Source organism: Klenkia soli, assembly GCF_900103975.1.
In the GTDB taxonomy this organism is placed as follows: domain Bacteria; phylum Actinomycetota; class Actinomycetes; order Mycobacteriales; family Geodermatophilaceae; genus Klenkia; species Klenkia soli.
Map to the genome: position 1 here is coordinate 1 of NZ_FNIR01000003.1, position 15,468 is coordinate 15,468.

The window sequence follows — 15,468 nt, forward strand, 5'->3', positions numbered from 1 at the left end:
CGAGGTCGCCGCCGCCCGCTGGAGCCTGCGCATGCGCGTGGACCTGGCCGACCTCGACCACTTCGGCCCGCTGGCGAACCCACCGAGTGACCCGACGACAGCCGTCGCACCAACCGAGAACCCACCAGCCGACGACTCGTCCCACGTCTTACCGATGCCCGACGACGCGGCCCAGATCGATGGCACCGGTCTGACCGGTGGGTCGGGGATCGGGTCCATCGGTGGGCTGACGGTGTCTCCGGTGGCGGTCGCCGAGTTGCTGGCCCGCTACGAGGCGCTGCTGGTCACCGCACCCCGCGGGCGGGTCGACGGCGGGCAGGTGTGGTTCGAGATCGTCGATGCCACCGGTCGGCTGCGCGCCCTCACCTCACCCGCCCAGGCCCGCGCCGCCCTCCGTCGCGGCAGCGGACTCGGTCCGCCCGCAGCCGTCGACCGGTACAGCCCCAGCGCCGAGCAGGTCCGCTTCGTCAAGGCCCGCGACCAGCACTGCCGGTTCCCTGGCTGCCACCGGCCCGCCGAGTACGTCGACCTCGACCACGTCACCGCCCACGACCACGACGACCCGGCGGCCGGTGGACCGACGTGCGTGACGAACCTGGTGTGCCTGTGCCGCCGGCACCACCGGCTCAAGACCCACGCACCCGGCTGGCACTTCGCCATGGACCCCGACGGCACGCTGCACGTCACCCCACCCGGCGGACGCACCCGCACCACCCGACCCGACCGCATCGCCGAGGTCGACATGTCGACACCCAGCCACCTCGACACCCTCACCGACCTCCTGGGCCCCACCCCGAAGCGCTACCGCTCACCCACCCCGGAGGAACGCGCCACACGGCGCGCCGCCGCCGAACGCGCTCGGCTCACCGCCGAGATCGAAGCGGAACTTGCTGCCGCGACGTGCCGCTCCGCCGCGGAGCGAGGGGCCGGCAAGGTCGTGGAGGACGAGAACGCCCCGGATCCGGACCCGGACACCACCTCTGCGGACGGAGACCGGCCGCCGTTCTGACCACCCCGGCAGGCGGGGGCCAGACCCGGAGTGCCATCCGCATCGCTGCACGCGCACGTACGCGGACGGCCGGCGTCAGTGGAGGGCGAGATCCGGTGCGGTGCGCCGCCAGGCGGTGAAGGAGACGGTCAGGCCGGCGCGGGTGGGGGCGCAGCAGTACGGGCCGGCGGCCAGCTGCAGCGCCGGGTCCACGTGCGCGACCCGCACCAGCCGGAACTCCTCGTCGTCGGCTCGGGCCCGGACGGTCACCGCGTCGCCGTCCCGGCTGGCCCGCACCGTGACGATCCGCCCCACCCAGTCCGGCACGGGCGCGACAGACCAGTCCGACGTGCCGTGGGTGACGACGCACCCGAGCTGCGGCACCCCGTCCGAGACCTCGACGCCGGCCTTCACCCACTCCGACGCCGAGGCGCGCAGCAGCACCCCGGCCTGGTCGAACTGCTCGGTGAAGTCCAGGCGGAAGCTCACCTCGACGGCGTCCCGTGCGCCGAAGGGGGCCAGCAGACCGTGCGCGTCGTCGTGCACGAAGCCGTAGGAGGTGTGCCGCCAGGCGTCGCTGCCCTCGACCGCGGTCACCCGCAGGCCGCCCTCCTGCTCGACCGCCGCGGGCGGCGTCGTCCAGCTCGCCTCGGCCAGCAGTGCGGGATCGATCACCCGTCCATCATGTCCGGCGCCTCATGCCGCGCGCACCGACAGGCCGCCGTCGACCGGCAGCAGCACCCCGGTGACGTAGCGCGACTCGTCCGAGGCCAGGAACAGCGCCGCGTCGGCGACGTCCTGCGCGGTTCCCATCCGGCCCGTCGGGCTGTGCGCGTCCCGGTCGGCCCGCACCTGCTCGACCGACGAGTCGCCGGCCAGCTGCTGGTACACCAGCGGCGTGTCGATCAGCCCGGCCAGCACGGCGTTGACCCGCACCCCGCGGTCGGCGTACTGCAGCGCCAGGCTCCGGGTCAGCTGGTTGACCCCGGCCTTCGCCGCCGCGTACCCGGGGTACGGGTAGCCGGTCCACCGGATGGACGCCGTCGACGACACGTTGACCATCGACCCGCCCCGCTCCAGCAGGTGCGGCAGCGTCGCCTGGGCCGCGAGGAAGACGCTGTCCAGGTTCAGCGCCAGCGTCCGGTGCCAGTCGGCCAGGGTGAGCTCGTCCACCCCGCCCAACCGGGTCGCCCCCACGGTGTTCTGCACGACGTCCAACCTCCCGCAGTGGTCCACCGCCTCGCCCACCACCCGGTGCACCTGCTCCGGGTCGGTCACGTCGGCGACCAGCGCCACCGCCGTCCCGCCGTCGGCCGTGATGGCCGCGACCGTGCGGTCGGCCGCGGCGTCGTCCACGTCGACGACGACCACCTGGGCGCCGTGCCGGGCGAACGTCCGCGCGGTGGTCGCCCCGATCGAGCTGACCCCGGCCGGGCCCCCGGTGTTCAAGCCGCCGCCGAAGACGATCGCGGCCTTCCCGGACAGCCGCCGGTCAGCCACGCGGGCCCGGCGTCCCGGCGACGAAGTCCAGCAGCACCTGCGCGAAGTGCTGGGGGCCCTCGAAGAACGGGAAGTGCGACCCGCCCTCGTCCGCCGTGAACGTGCGCAGCTGCGCCCCGGGGATGTGCGCCGCCGTCCACTCCTGGGACGCCGGCGCCACGTGGCTCACGTCGCCGGCGACCACCAGCGTGGGGACGTCGATCCGCGGCAGCACGTCGCGCCAGTCCTGCATCGCGTGGTCCAGCAGCAGCCGGGCGCCCCACGGCCCGGGCATGCGCAGGTTCTCCCCGAACAGGAACGCCATGTCCTCCTCGGGCAGCACGTCGGACAGCATCGAGGCCAGGAACGCCCGCCGCGTCTCGGTCGCGTCGGCCGCGCCCACGGCGCCGACGAAACCCTCGGTGCTCGGGAAGTCCAGGATCGCCCCGGCCGCGGCGCCCTCCTCGGCGGTCATCCACGGCAGGACGACGCAGGCGCTGGGCTGGTCGACCACGACCAGGGAGTCCAGCGCCCCGGTGCCCCGGGAGTCGATGAGGCTCCAGGCGACGGAGGCCCCCATCGAGTGCCCGACGAGGTCGTACGAGGTCAGCCCGAGGTGCTCGACGAGCTCGGCCAGGTCGGCGGCCAACCGGGCCACCCGGGCGCCGTGGTCCGGCTTGCCGGACTCCCCGTGCCCCCGCTGGTCGTAGCTGACCACCCGGTGGTGCTCGGCGAGGGCGGGGGTGACCCGGTCCCAGGTGGAACGGGACTGCGACCAGCCGTGCACCAGGACGAGGGTGCGGCCGCTGGCGGTGGGCCCGGAGTCCCGGTAGTCGAGGTCGGTGCCGTCGGCGGTGGTGAACGTGCTCATGGTCGCCATCCTCGACCGGTTATGACCGGCACCACCATGGCCCGGGAGAGCAGAGCGGTGGTCCAGGTTGCTCGCTGCGTCGGAGTCAGCCCATGAGCGCGGCCACGGCCAGCCCCAGGTGCAGCCGGAGCCGGGTGGCGCCGTCGTCCAGGTCGGCGCCGGTCACCTCGCGGACGCGGTCGAGCCGGTAGTGCAGCGTCGTCCGGTGCACGTGCAGGGCGTCGGCCGCGGCGGGCGCGTTGCCGCCGGCGTCCAGCCAGGCCGCCAGGGTCGTGGTGAGCCGGCCCTGCGGGTCGGCGGCCCGGAGCGCCACCAGCTCGGGGGGCAGCGCGGTCGCGTCCCACTCGTCGGCCGGCACCCGGAGCAGGACGGCGTGCACCCCCAGCGTGGTGCCGTCGACCACGGGACCCGGGGCGAGCCGGGGCGCCGCGCGGGTGGCCAGCTCGGCGAACCGGTACGAGGTCCGGGCCTCGGCGAGCCCCGTGACGGCCGGCCCCGTGCCGGCCACGCAGCCGAACCGCCCGGCGGCCACCGCTTCGGCCTCGGCCACCGCCCGGGCAGCGAGCTCGGCGACGACGGCGTCGTCCAGGGGGCCGGTGGTGATCAGCACCCCGGTGCCGCCGGCCGGGCCGGCGGTGGCCAGCACCGTCGTCCCGGGCCGTGACCCCAGCGTGGCGAGCCCGCGCCGGGCCGCGGCCTGCGCCTGCTCCGCGTCGTCGGCGGCCACACCGCGCAGCGCCAGCACGACGGCGCGCACGTGCCGATCGGCCGGCACCGTCCCGGCCAGCTCCGCGATCGCCCGCCCCCGGCCGACCGGGTCGGTCGACAGCAGAGCAGCCACGGCGACCTCCCGGGCACGCGTTGCGGCGTCGGCGGCGTGCCGGTCCGCGGCGAGGACGGCGGCCAGCTCCTGCGCCGCCGAGTCGATCAGCCCGGTCTCGGCGTTGCCCAACGCCGTCCGGGCATCGATCACCATGAGCAGGCCCAGCAGCTCACCGCGCCAGCGCAGCGGCACGCACCACCGCGGGTGCATGCCGATGCCCGGCTGCGCCGGGATCCAGCCGGCCCGCGGCCACCCGGCCACCCCGGCGCCCAGCACGTGCGCCACCGCTGCGCTGCCCGCGTCCCGCTGCAGGACCGCCCGCACCCGGACGTCGTCCTCGTCGCCGAAGTGCCGGCTGGTGGCCACCAGGCGGACCTCCGGGTCGTCGACGACGACGGAGCGCTGCAGCTGCTCGGCGAGGGAGTCCACCAGCTGCTGCAGCCGGTCGGAGGGCACGCGCGGATCCTAGGGCCCGTCGGGTGGGACACCGTCGTCCTCGGGGGCGTCGGCGTCCGCCCACGACCGGACGACCGCGACGTCGAGCGGGAAGTCCACGGGGAAGCCGCCGAACAGCAACCGGCCGGCCTCGACGGCGGACGCGCGGACGGCGCTCACCACGTCGTCGGCGAGCCCGACGGGGGTGTGCACCACCACCTCGTCGTGCAGGAAGAACACCAGGTGCGGCCGGTCGGTGAGGCCGCCCTCGCCGATCCGCCACAACCGGTTGCGCAGGTCGGCCAGCCAGCACGACGCCCACTCGGCACCGGTGCCCTGCACGACGAAGTTGCGGGTGAACCGGCCCCACGCCCGCCGCCGGGCATCGGCGGCCCGGCCGGCAGCGGCGTCGTCGGACCCCCCGCCGAACGCCCCCGGGCGCGGCGACCCCCGGCCGAGCAGCGTGGTCACCACCTCGCCGCGCTCACCGGCCCGGGCCGCCTGCTCGACCAGCCCGACGGCGGCCGGGTAGGCGCGGGTGAGCCGGGGCAGCATGGCCCCGCTCTCGCCGCGGGTGCCGCCGTACATCGCGCCGAGGATGCCCAGCTTGGCCTGGCTGCGGGTCTCGACGGCACCGCTGTCGACCATCCCCTGGTACAGGTCGCGGGCCCGGGCCGCCTCGGCCATCGCGGTGTCCCGGCTCATGCCGGCCAGCACCCGGGGCTCGAGCTGCGCGACGTCGGCCACCACGAACCGCCAGCCCTCGTCGGCGACGGCGGCCGGCCGCAGCTGCACCGGCGCGCTGAGCGCACCGCCGCCCGAGGCCGCCCAGCGTCCGGTGACCACCCCGCCGGGCACGAACACCGGCCGGAACCGGCCGTCGCGCACCCAGGTGTCCAGCCACGCCCACCCGTTCGCCTGCATCAGCCGCAGCAGCTTCTTGTAGCGCAGCAGCGGTTCGATGCCCGGGTGCTCGAGCTCGGCCAAGGTCCACTGCCGGGTGTCGGTGACCGCCAGCCCGGCGGCCTGCAGCGAGGCCAGCAACCCGGTGGGGGAGTCGGGGTTCATCGCCGGTTGGCCGAACGCGGCCCGGATCTCGGGCAGCAACCGCTCGAGCTCGGCGGGGCGCTGACCGGCCACCGGACGCGGGCCCAGCAGGTCGGTCAGCAACCGGTCGTGGACGTCGGCCCGCCACGGCATGCCGGCGTGCTGCATCTCCGCGGCGACCAGACCCGCGGCCGACTCGGCGGCCACCAGCAGCCCCAGCCGCGCGCGCTCGGCACTCGCGGCCAGCGTCGCCTGCTGCCGGGCCAGCTCGGCCGCCGGGTCGAGGAGGTCGGCGGGGTCGGCGAGGGCGAACAGCGCCGGCTCGGACGCCGTCACGGGCGCCAGGGCGTCCCACCCCTCGGTGTCGGGCCCGGTCAGCAGCCCCTGGTCGGCGTGCGGGGACCGGCGCAGGACGGCGTGGGCCAGCCGCAGGTCGGTGCACCGCTCGACCCGGACCCCGGCGGCCAGCAGCTCCGGGTACCAGCGGGTGGTGTCGTCCCACACCCAGCGCGGCCGGTCGACCTCCCGCGCCACGACCCAGGCGGCGAGCTCACCGCGCGGGAGGACGGTCACCCCGGCGTCGGCGTGGGCCTCGACGTCGTCCCCCCGACGCACGAGGAGGACCGGTCGCAGCACCGGGCCAGTGTCGTCCAGGGGTACGACGACGACGCGGTGCACAGCGAGGCCACAGGTGTCGCTGCCCGCGCGCAGGGCGCGGTGCCGCACCGTCGTCCCGACACCGCACGCGGGAGAAGGAGACACATGCGCAGCGACCGGACACCGACCTACGAGGGCCGCCCCCTGGCCCGGCCCGACGAGGAGGTCGTCGACCAGGGCCTGCAGTTCGACCTGGGCACGCTGGTGACCCGCCGCCGGGTGCTGGGGTTCCTCGGGGTCGGCGCGGCCACCGTCGGCCTGGCCGCCTGCGGCGGCACCTCCAGCACCTCCACGGCGGCGTCCGCCACGGCCACCTCCGCGGCCGGCACGACGACCGGTGCCGCGGCGACGTCGAGCGGGGAGATCCCCGAGGAGACCGCCGGGCCGTACCCGGGCGACGGGTCGAACGGGGCGAACGTGCTGACCGAGAGCGGCATCGTCCGCTCCGACATCCGCAGCAGCTTCGGCTCGGCGTCGGGCACCGCCGAGGGCGTGCCGATGACCCTCACGCTGATCGTGCAGGACCTGGCGAACGGCGTGCCGTTCGAGGGCGCCGCCGTCTACGTCTGGCACTGCGACCGGGACGGGAACTACTCCCTCTACTCCCAGGGCATCACCGAGGAGAACTACCTGCGCGGGGTCCAGGTGGCCGACGCCGACGGGCAGGTCACCTTCACCAGCATCTTCCCGGCCTGCTACTCCGGCCGCTGGCCGCACATCCACTTCGAGGTCTACCCGGACGTCGACTCGATCACCGACTCGACCGCCGCGATCGCCACGTCGCAGGTCGCCCTGCTGCAGGACGTCTGCGAGACCGTCTACGCGACCAGCGGCTACGAGCAGTCGGTGACCAACCTCGGCCAGATCAGCCTGGCCACCGACAACGTGTTCTCCGACGGGTCGGAGCTGGAGACCCCGACCATCACCGGCGACGTGTCCGCGGGCTTGGCCGTGGCCATGGACGTCGGGGTGGACACCACCACCGCGGCCGGTGGCGGCGGTTCGGCCCCGGCCGGCGGCGGTGGTGGTGGTGCGGGTGGCCCCGGCGGTGGCGGCACCCCGCCGTCCGGTGCCCCCGGTGGTGCACCGCCGACGAGCTAGGTGGCGATGTCCGGGTAGGGCTGGGTCACGTGGTCCAGCGCCCGGGCGTACGCCAGCTGGTACTCCATCGGCCCGTGGTCGCGCTCGAAGAGGGCGATGAACAGCGTCAGCGTGAGGAACGGGTGCGCTCCCATGCCGAACAGGGCCACGTGGTCGTGCTCGGCCAGTGCTCGGCGCTCCTCGTCGGTGAACGCCAGCCAGGTGGTCTGCTCGGCCGGGATGCAGTTCAGCAGCGACCCGGCCAGGTTCGCCTCCCACCAGGCGACCAGCTCGACGGGGTCCTCGCGGTACCGCTCGGTGAGCTCGGGGTCGCGGTCCACCGAGTAGAGGAACTTGTCGACCAGGTACTTGCTCACGATGTCTCCTCCGCCCGACCCGGAACCCGACCTCCGGGGTACCAGGTGAAGTAGGCCTCCATGGTGTGGAACAGGTCCACCGTCTCCACGAAGTCCGCCGGCACGCCGTCGCCGGCCGCGCCCATCATCAGCATGAAGTCCATGAACCCGTGGGTGGCGTTCCCCGGCGCGTGCAGGCTGTCCAGGCTGACCTCGGCCAGGCAGCCCTCGATGTCACCGGAGGCGATCCAGTCGACGGCCTTGCGGTCGAACACGGGATCCGGGCCGGTGGGGCCGAACTGGCGGGGCCCGCCCAGCTCCAGCGACAGGTGCCCGGTGCCGATGATCGCCACCCGCAGGTCGGACTCCCACGACTCGACCATCTCGCGGATCGCCCGGCCGAGCGCCACGAACCGGCGGGGCTGGGGGAGCGGCGGGGCGAAGATGTTGGTGTAGACCGGCACGATCGGCAGGTCGGCCTCGGGCCGCAGCGTGATGATCGGGCAGGTGATGCTGTGGTCGATCCGCAGCTCGTTGGAGAAGGCCAGGTCGAAGTCCCGGTCCAGGCCGTCGCGCAGCAGGTGCGCCGCGAGCTCCTCCTGCCCGGTCAACCGCATCCGCGGCAGCCCGAACTCCCGCTCCTCGTTGTGCCAGTTGGCGTCGAAGAACGGCGCCTTGCCGACCAGGAACTGCGGCATGTTGTCCAGCCACAGCTGGTGGAAGTGGTCGCTGCCGACCATCACCAGGACGTCGGGCCGGGCCGCGGTCAGCGTCTCCCGGAACGACTCGATCTTGGCGATCCACTCGGCCGCGAACGGCGGCCGCTCGGCCTCGGGCATGGTCGAGGTCTTGTAGTAGAACGGGTGGTGGGTGGACGCGACGACGGCGCAGACCTCAGCCACGGGGGCCCCTCTCGTACGGGTCGGGGTCGACCGAGCGGTTGTTCAGGTCGACGGACAGGAAGACGTCGTTGGCCACGGGGTGCCGCAGCTCCTCGGCCAACTGGCCGATCAGCCCGGCGGTGCGGGCCAGCAGGGCGAACCCGCGCAGCAGCTCCAGCGGCAGGCCCAGGTCGGCCAGCGCCGCGCCGCAGACGCCGGCGCCGTTGAGCGGCAGGGTCTTGCCGAGCACCTGGGGGTGCACCCGGCCGATGGCGGCGAACAGCGACAGGTGCGGGCCGACCAGGCCCTCCTCGGTCGCGATCTCGAACAGCCGGGGGGTGCGCGGGTCGCCGTCCTTGTGCACGTGGTGGCCCAGGCCCGGCACGAACCGTCTCGCCTCGCGCTCGCGCTGCACTGTGGCCAGCGCGAGGGCGTCCCAACCGGCGTCGTCGGTGGGCAGCTCGTCGGCCGCGACCAGGACGTCGTCCAGGAACCGGCCGCAGTCCTCGGTGACGCCGAGGAACCGGGAGCCGCCGCCCAGCAGGCCGGCGGCCAGCGCACCCTGCACGGAGTCCGGGGCGGAGAGGTAGGTCAGCCGGGTGACGATCGCCGTGGGGGTGAAGCCGTGGTCGGCCAGCGCGGCCAGCACGGCCTCGAACACCCGGGTCTCGCCGGGGGAGGGCCGGCGCTGGGTGGCCAGCCAGAACGCCAGCTCGCCGAACCCGACGGTGCCCATGACGTCGCGGGCCAGGTCGGTGCCCAGCAAGGTGATCGTGTCGCGGGTGGAGGCGCCCAGCGCCGTCTCGTACCGCCGCGATTCGGTCATGCCGGCCCCGCCAGCCAGGTGCGGATCTCGTCGCCGTGCTCGTCCAGCCCGGGCGGGGGGAGCCGGTAGGAGGCGGCCGTGGCCGAGAAGGTGATCGGGTTGCGGATGGAGGGGATGCCGCCGACCCGGACGACGGGGTCCAGCCCCACCTCCTCGGCGAAGGCGACCCCGGCGTCGACGGTGTTGATCGGCCCGCACGGCACCCCGGCGGCGATGATCTCGCGGAACCACTCCTGCTTGCCCTTGCGCGCGAGCTGCTCCACCAGCAGTGGTCGGAGCTCGTCGCGGTTCGCGGTGCGGTCCTCGTTGCGGGCGAACCGGGGGTCGTCGGCGAGCTCGGGGACGCCGAGCACCTCGACCAGCTTGCGGAACTGGCCGTTGTTGCCGGCGGTGATGATCAGCTCGCCGTCGGCGCACTGCAGCGGCTCGTAGGGGAACAGCGACGGGTGGCTGTTGCCCATGCGGAAGGGCACCGTCTCGCCGGCCACGGCGGCCGACGTCTGGTTGACCATGCCGCTCAGCGCGGAGGACAGCAGGTTGACCTCGACGTGCTGCCCGACGCCGGTCTCGTGCCGCAGGTTCAGCGCGGACAGGACCCCGATGGTGGCGTGCAGCCCCGCCATCACGTCGAACACCGCGACGCCGGCGCGGTAGGGCTCGCCGTCGGTGGGCCCGGTGAGGCTCATCAGGCCGGAGATGGCCTGCACGATCAGGTCGTAGCCGGGCAGCGCGGCGCCGCCCGGGCCGCTGCCGAAGCCGGAGATCGAGGCGTAGACGATCCGCGGGTTCGTGGCGGCGACGGTGTCGTAGTCCAGGCCGAAGCGGGCCAGGCCGCCGGGCTTGAAGTTCTCCACCACGACGTCGGCGCGGCGGGCCAGCTCCTGCGCGGCGGCCACGTCGGTGGGGTCCTTGAGGTCCAGGGCGACCGAGCGCTTGTTCCGGTTCACGCCCAGGTAGTAGGTGGCGACGTCGTCGCGCACGGGCGGCGCCCAGGTGCGGGTGTCGTCGCCGCCGGGGCCCTCGACCTTGACCACCTCTGCACCCAGGTCGGCCAGCAGCATCGTGGCGTAGGGGCCGGCCAGGATGCGGGAGAAGTCGGCGACCAGGAGGCCGGCGAGCGGGCCGGACGGCGCGGGATCGGTCATCAGGGGGGTGGCACTCCTCGGTCTGCTCGGACAGCTGTCCGTGGTGATCGGCATCGCAGTCTCACCACGCGAGGACCGGGCTGTCAACCGACCGCACGGACCTCTTGACAGGTGGTGCGCGTCACGACCAAGGTGGCGCAGACCGTTCTGCGGACACCTGTCCGCTGCATTCCCGAGGAGACGATGATGTCCACCCCCGACGCCCGGCCCGTGGTCCTCCGCGGCGGCACCGTGCTGACCATGGACGACGCGCACACCGTCCTCCCGCAGGGCGACGTCCTCGTGGTGGACGGGAAGGTCGCCGCGGTCGGTGCGCACCTCGACGTCCCCGAGGGCACCCAGGAGGTCGACGCCACCGGCGGCGTCGTCATGCCCGGGATGGTCGACACCCACCGGCACATGTGGCAGACCGCGATGCGCGGCTACGGCGCCGACTGGACCCTCACCCAGTACTTCGTCTGGTACTACCTCGAGCACGGCAAGACCTTCCGCCCCGAGGACGTGCACGCCGGCAACCTGCTGAGCGCGTGGGAGGGCCTGGAGGCCGGCGTCACCACCACGGTCGACTGGAGCCACGGGCTGCAGAGCGTCGACCACGCCGAGGCCGCCGCCGACGCCCTGCTCGCCGTCCCCGGCCGGTTCGTCCTGGCCTACGGCAACATCCAGGCCGGGCCCTGGGAGTGGACCGCCGACCCGGCCGTGCAGGCGTTCCTGGAGCGGCGCGCCGACGAGGGCAGGCTCGGCCTGCAGCTGGCCTTCGACGTCACCGGCGACCCGGCGTTCCCGGAGAAGGCCGCCTTCGAGGTCGCCCGCGAGCTCGGCCTGCCGGTGACCACGCACGCCGGGGTGTGGGGCGCGACGTCCGACGCCTCGATCCAGCTCATGCACGACGCCGGGTTCATGACCCCCGAGACGGTCTACGTGCACGCCGCCTCGCTGAGCACCGACAGCTACCAGCGGATCGCCGCCACCGGCGGTTCGGTCTCGGTGTCCACCGAGAGCGAGCAGAGCGCCGGGCAGGGCTACCCGCCCACCTGGCAGGTGCGCAAGCACGGCATCCCGGTGTCGCTGTCGATGGACACCAGCGTGTGGTGGTCGGCCGACCTGTTCTCCGCCATGCGCACCACGCTGGGCGCCGACCGCTCGCGCGAGCACCTCGAGGCCCACGTCGAGGGCAACACCGTCACCCAGGTCCACCTGCGGGCCGAGCAGGTCGTCGACTGGGCCACCCGCGGCGGCGCCCGCGCGCTGGGCCGCGACGACCTGGGCTCGCTCGAGCCGGGCAAGACCGCCGACGTCGTGCTGATCAAGAACGACTCCTCGCCGGTGTCGTTCCCGCTGCTGAACCCCTACGGCCACGTGGCCTTCCAGGCCCAGCGCGGCGACGTGCACACCGTGCTGGTCGGCGGCCGGGTCGTGAAGAGCGAGGGCCGGCTCGTGGGCTACGACGGCACCGCGGTGCGGTCGGCCGTCGAGAGCACCGTCGAGCACCTGCGCGGGGCCATGGGCGAGGAGACGTGGCAGGCCGGCATGAACCCGGCGATGCCCGAGGACGGCGACGACGTGCTCGACAATCCCTACACCTACACCGACTACAAGAGCGAGGACACCCACGGCGCCCGGGGCTCGCTGTTCGGCGACTGATGGCCGGCCGCGGGCGTGGGCCGGACTTCGTCGAAGCGCTGGCCCGCGGGCTGGAGGTGCTCACCGCGTTCACCGCCGACCGCCCGACGATGACGCTGAGCCAGGTGGCCGCCGCCACCGACCTGGCCCGGCCCACCGCCCGCCGGCTGCTGCTCACCCTGGAGGAGCTCGGCTACGTGGCGGCCGGGCCGAGCCGCTACGCGCTCACCCCCAAGGTGCTCGACCTCGGCATGGCCTACGTGGGCTCGTTGGGGCTGTGGGACATCGCCCGGCCGCACCTGGAGGCGCTGGTCGCGCGCACGGGGGAGTCCTCGTCGATGGCGCAGCTGGACGGGTCGGACATCGTCTACGTCGCCCGGGTCGCCGTCCCGAAGCTGATCACGCTCCGGGTCGAGATCGGCACCCGCTTCCCGGCGGTGCAGACCTCCCAGGGCAAGGTGCTGCTCGCCGCCCTGGTGCCCGACGAGCTGGCCGCGGTGCTGGCCGAGCCGTCGCGGTCGGGGTTGCCCCGGTACATCGGCCGGACGACGGAGCAGCTGCACGACGAGCTGACCGAGGTGCGGGCGCGCGGCTGGGCGCTGGCCGACGAGGAGCTGGCGCCCGGCGTGCGGTCGGTCGCCGTCCCGGTGCGCGACGGCACGGGCACGGTGCGCGCGGCCGCCAACGTCACGGTGCACGCCGCCGAGACCAGCCGGGAGACCCTGCTGGAGGACCACCTGCCGCTGCTGCTGCGTGCGGCGGGCCAGATCAGCGGCGACTGGGCGGCGTGGCAGCGCCGGCCGCACGTGGAGGTGGCCGCCCGCCCGCGCACCGCCTGAACCCCGGCGCGCCCCGCGTCCCGGCGGGAGAAGGTGTCGCGGTGGACAGCTCCCCGCCCCGCCCGGTACCCACCCGCGGCCCCGGCTCCACCACCGACGACGAGGGCCGGCCCACGGTCGTCGGCAACCGCACCGAGGCGTTCACCGCGATGGCGGAGGCCCGCGCGGCGGGCAGCATGGTCCTGCTGCCGCGCATGCTCACCGGGCAGGACCGGCGCTCCACGTGCGGCAGACCATCCGCGAGGACCACGAGAACCGGATCGTCACCCGGGCCGCCGACGCGCAGGCCAAGTTCGACGAGATGGCCCGCTCCACCTACAGCTTCTTCCGCGGCTCCTGCCTGCTGTTCTACCGCGACATGGTCGGCGAGGACGGCTGGATGCCGACCGTGCTGACCCTCGGCGACGTGCACCCGGGCAACTTCGGGGTCATGCCCAACGCCGACGACGTCCCCGTGTTCGGGGTGAACGACTTCGACGAGGCCTTCTACGCGCCCTTCACCTGGGACCTCAAGCGCGGTGTCGTCGGCTTCCTGCTCGGGGCGGAGGAGGACGGCGGCCTGTCGGCCTCGAAGCAGGACCGCGTGGTCCGGGCGTTCCTGGACGGCTACGTCGACGCCACCCACCGGTACGCCGGTGAGCTCGACGTGACGGCCGGGCAGATGGGCCTGGCCGACGCCCCGCCGATCGTGCGGGCGGTGCTGCAGCGGTCGGCGGACCGCTCCCGCTCGCGCTGGCTGGCGAAGAAGTACCTGGACGAGGCCGGCCGGGGGTTCCGCGCGTCGACGAAGCTGGAGCCGCTGACCAGCCGGGTGCCGGAGTTCCAGGCCGCGGTGCACCGCTACGTCGAGGTCAACGAGCTGGTCCCGCCGGCCCGGGCCGGGCAGATGCGGGTCAAGGACGTCTGCGCCCGGCACGGCCAGGGCGTGGCCTCCCTCGGTCTGCAGCGCTACTACGTGCTCGTCGAGGGCCCGGCCGGCGACGCGACCGACGACCTGGTGCTGGAGTTCAAGCAGGCCCGTCGCTCGGCGCTGCGCGGCCTGGTGCCGCCCTCGGAGTTCGAGCTGGTCGGGGAGGCCGAGCGGGTGAGCCACGCCCAGCGGGTGCAGCTGGTCGGCGGCGACGCCTTCTTCGGCGCGGTCGACCTGGACGGCACCAGCTTCATGGTCCGCGAGCGGTCCCCGTACAAGGACGAGGTCGAGCTGACCGAGCTGTCCGCGGCGGGGTGGCGGGAGTACGCGCACACCTGCGGCGCCGTCCTCGCCCAGGCGCACGCGCTGTCGGACGAGGCCGGCCTGGTCGACCACGACGTCGAGCCCGACGTGGTGGCCGCGATGGGTCCGCGCGAGCTCTTCGTCGACGACCTGGTGCAGTTCGCCCACGAGACCGCCGACCGGGTGCGCCGCGACCACGCGCACTTCCGGACCGACCACGCCCTGCACGCCTTCGCCCAGGTCGACCGCGTCTACCGCTGAGCGACCCCGGTGTCGGCGGCGACCTGGTCGAGGAACCGCCGCACCCGCAGCGGGTCCTGGCCGCGCTCCCAGCCCAGGGTGGAGGGGCGCTGCGCCCGGTCGTGCCAGAAGTGCGGCGAGCGGGACGCCGGCCGGGTGGCCAGCAGCCACACGGTGGTGTCCGCACCGTCGGCCGGGGTGCGCAGCAGGGGGCCCATGAGCGCGCCGAACCCGGGGATGGACGCCGTGACCCCGTCGGTGGCGACCCAGCCGGGGTGGGTCGAGTACACGTGCCGGCCGGGCAGCCGGCGGGCCCACTCGGCGGCCAGCACCACCTGCATGCGCTTGGTGCGGGCGTAGGCGCGCACGCCGCTGTACTCGCCGTCGGTGAACTCGAGGTCGTCGTCGCGCAGACCCGCGCCGTACATGCCGCCCGAGGACATCCACACCACGGCGGCGTCGGGTGCGAGGACGTCGGCCAGCAGCGCGGTCATCAGGTGCGGACCCAGCACGTGGACGGCCAGGGTCAGCTCGTGGCCCTGCGCGGTCTCCGAGCGCTCGGGCGGCAGCGCGCCGGCGTTGTGCACCAGCCCGTGCAGCGTGCCCACCCGCTCGGTGAACCCCTGCGCCCAGCTGCGGACGGCGTCCAGGTCGCCCACGTCGCACACCTCGGCCACCACCTCGGCGCCCGGGGTCTCGGCGACCAGCCGGGCCACCAGGTCGTCGGTCTTCGTGCGGTTGCGGCCCAGCACGTGCACCGTCGCCCCGAGCTCGAGCAGGCCCTCGGCGATCGCCGTGCCGATGCCCGAGGTGGCGCCGGTGACCAGCACCCGGCGTCCGGCCATCGACCCCGGTGCCGGGTCGGCCGGCCACCACCGCTGCCGCAGCGCCGGCCCGAGTCGGCTGTAGCCGGGCACCACCGAACGGTCGAGGAAGGCGTCGGCCAGGCGGGTCAGGGTGGGCAT

Annotated in this window: 15 protein-coding genes; 5 read left to right on the forward strand and 10 right to left on the reverse strand. The window is 74.5% G+C overall.

Annotated features, from left to right (window positions below; translation table 11 throughout):
• A partial coding sequence (locus BLS67_RS04810) for an HNH endonuclease signature motif containing protein (RefSeq protein ID WP_207500296.1) occupies window positions 1-1,009 on the forward strand: 1,009 nt, incomplete at its 5' end.
• A gap of 75 nt (window positions 1,010-1,084) precedes the next feature.
• Here the strand turns inward: BLS67_RS04810 and BLS67_RS04815 are convergent.
• From BLS67_RS04815 to BLS67_RS04835, 5 genes are all read right to left on the reverse strand, one after another.
• Window positions 1,085-1,663, reverse strand: coding sequence for a DUF1349 domain-containing protein (locus BLS67_RS04815; RefSeq protein ID WP_091240768.1), 579 nt, complete (start codon window positions 1,661-1,663; stop codon window positions 1,085-1,087).
• A gap of 21 nt (window positions 1,664-1,684) precedes the next feature.
• On the reverse strand, window positions 1,685-2,488 hold the full coding sequence (locus tag BLS67_RS04820) for an SDR family NAD(P)-dependent oxidoreductase (protein WP_091240772.1): 804 nt from the start codon (window positions 2,486-2,488) through the stop codon (window positions 1,685-1,687).
• Window positions 2,481-3,338: an alpha/beta fold hydrolase gene (locus BLS67_RS04825; protein WP_165617472.1), complete on the reverse strand. Its 858-nt coding sequence runs from the start codon at window positions 3,336-3,338 to the stop codon at window positions 2,481-2,483. Before BLS67_RS04825 ends, BLS67_RS04820 begins: the two co-directional genes overlap by 8 nt.
• 85 nt (window positions 3,339-3,423) lie before the next feature.
• Window positions 3,424-4,617: a PucR family transcriptional regulator gene (locus tag BLS67_RS04830; protein WP_091240779.1), complete on the reverse strand. Its 1,194-nt coding sequence runs from the start codon at window positions 4,615-4,617 to the stop codon at window positions 3,424-3,426.
• Window positions 4,618-4,626: 9 nt separating this feature from the next.
• Window positions 4,627-6,279 carry a bifunctional 3'-5' exonuclease/DNA polymerase gene (locus BLS67_RS04835; RefSeq protein ID WP_242653835.1) on the reverse strand — a complete coding sequence of 551 codons (1,653 nt, stop codon included), beginning with the start codon at window positions 6,277-6,279 and terminating at the stop codon, window positions 4,627-4,629.
• Window positions 6,280-6,405: 126 nt separating this feature from the next.
• Here BLS67_RS04835 and BLS67_RS04840 point away from each other — a divergent pair, with 126 nt between their 5' ends.
• Entirely contained in the window at window positions 6,406-7,401 is a 996-nt protein-coding gene (locus tag BLS67_RS04840) for an intradiol ring-cleavage dioxygenase (protein ID WP_091240783.1), read from the forward strand.
• On the opposite strand, the gene BLS67_RS04845 is transcribed toward BLS67_RS04840, so the two are convergent.
• From BLS67_RS04845 to BLS67_RS04860, 4 genes are read right to left on the reverse strand one after another with little or no spacing between them, the layout of a single operon-like run.
• Window positions 7,398-7,757, reverse strand: coding sequence for a hypothetical protein (locus BLS67_RS04845; protein ID WP_091240787.1), 360 nt, complete (start codon window positions 7,755-7,757; stop codon window positions 7,398-7,400). The two genes, BLS67_RS04840 and BLS67_RS04845, sit on opposite strands and share 4 nt — an antisense overlap.
• Complete coding sequence (locus BLS67_RS04850) at window positions 7,754-8,638, reverse strand: DODA-type extradiol aromatic ring-opening family dioxygenase (RefSeq protein ID WP_091240791.1); 885 nt, start codon at window positions 8,636-8,638, stop codon at window positions 7,754-7,756. The genes BLS67_RS04845 and BLS67_RS04850 overlap by 4 nt, the downstream gene beginning before the upstream one ends.
• Window positions 8,631-9,443 (reverse strand): citryl-CoA lyase, encoded by an 813-nt coding sequence (locus BLS67_RS04855; protein ID WP_091240795.1) that lies wholly within the window; start codon window positions 9,441-9,443, stop codon window positions 8,631-8,633. The genes BLS67_RS04850 and BLS67_RS04855 overlap by 8 nt, the downstream gene beginning before the upstream one ends.
• A complete protein-coding gene (locus BLS67_RS04860) occupies window positions 9,440-10,588 on the reverse strand; it encodes a CaiB/BaiF CoA transferase family protein (protein ID WP_091240799.1) in 1,149 nt (382 codons plus the stop codon). The genes BLS67_RS04855 and BLS67_RS04860 overlap by 4 nt, the downstream gene beginning before the upstream one ends.
• A gap of 186 nt (window positions 10,589-10,774) precedes the next feature.
• Between BLS67_RS04860 and BLS67_RS04865 the strand changes: the two genes are divergently transcribed.
• The 3 genes from BLS67_RS04865 to BLS67_RS04875 all read left to right on the forward strand — a co-directional run bounded on the left by BLS67_RS04865 (window position 10,775) and on the right by BLS67_RS04875 (window position 14,524).
• A complete protein-coding gene (locus BLS67_RS04865) occupies window positions 10,775-12,232 on the forward strand; it encodes an amidohydrolase family protein (RefSeq protein ID WP_091240802.1) in 1,458 nt (485 codons plus the stop codon).
• A complete protein-coding gene (locus tag BLS67_RS04870) occupies window positions 12,232-13,050 on the forward strand; it encodes an IclR family transcriptional regulator domain-containing protein (RefSeq protein WP_091240805.1) in 819 nt (272 codons plus the stop codon). The genes BLS67_RS04865 and BLS67_RS04870 overlap by 1 nt, the downstream gene beginning before the upstream one ends.
• A 223-nt stretch (window positions 13,051-13,273) precedes the next feature.
• On the forward strand, window positions 13,274-14,524 hold the full coding sequence (locus BLS67_RS04875; protein WP_091240808.1) for a DUF2252 domain-containing protein: 1,251 nt from the start codon (window positions 13,274-13,276) through the stop codon (window positions 14,522-14,524).
• On the opposite strand, the gene BLS67_RS04880 is transcribed toward BLS67_RS04875, so the two are convergent.
• Window positions 14,515-15,468 (reverse strand): SDR family oxidoreductase, encoded by a 954-nt coding sequence (locus tag BLS67_RS04880; RefSeq protein ID WP_207500298.1) that lies wholly within the window; start codon window positions 15,466-15,468, stop codon window positions 14,515-14,517. The two genes, BLS67_RS04875 and BLS67_RS04880, sit on opposite strands and share 10 nt — an antisense overlap.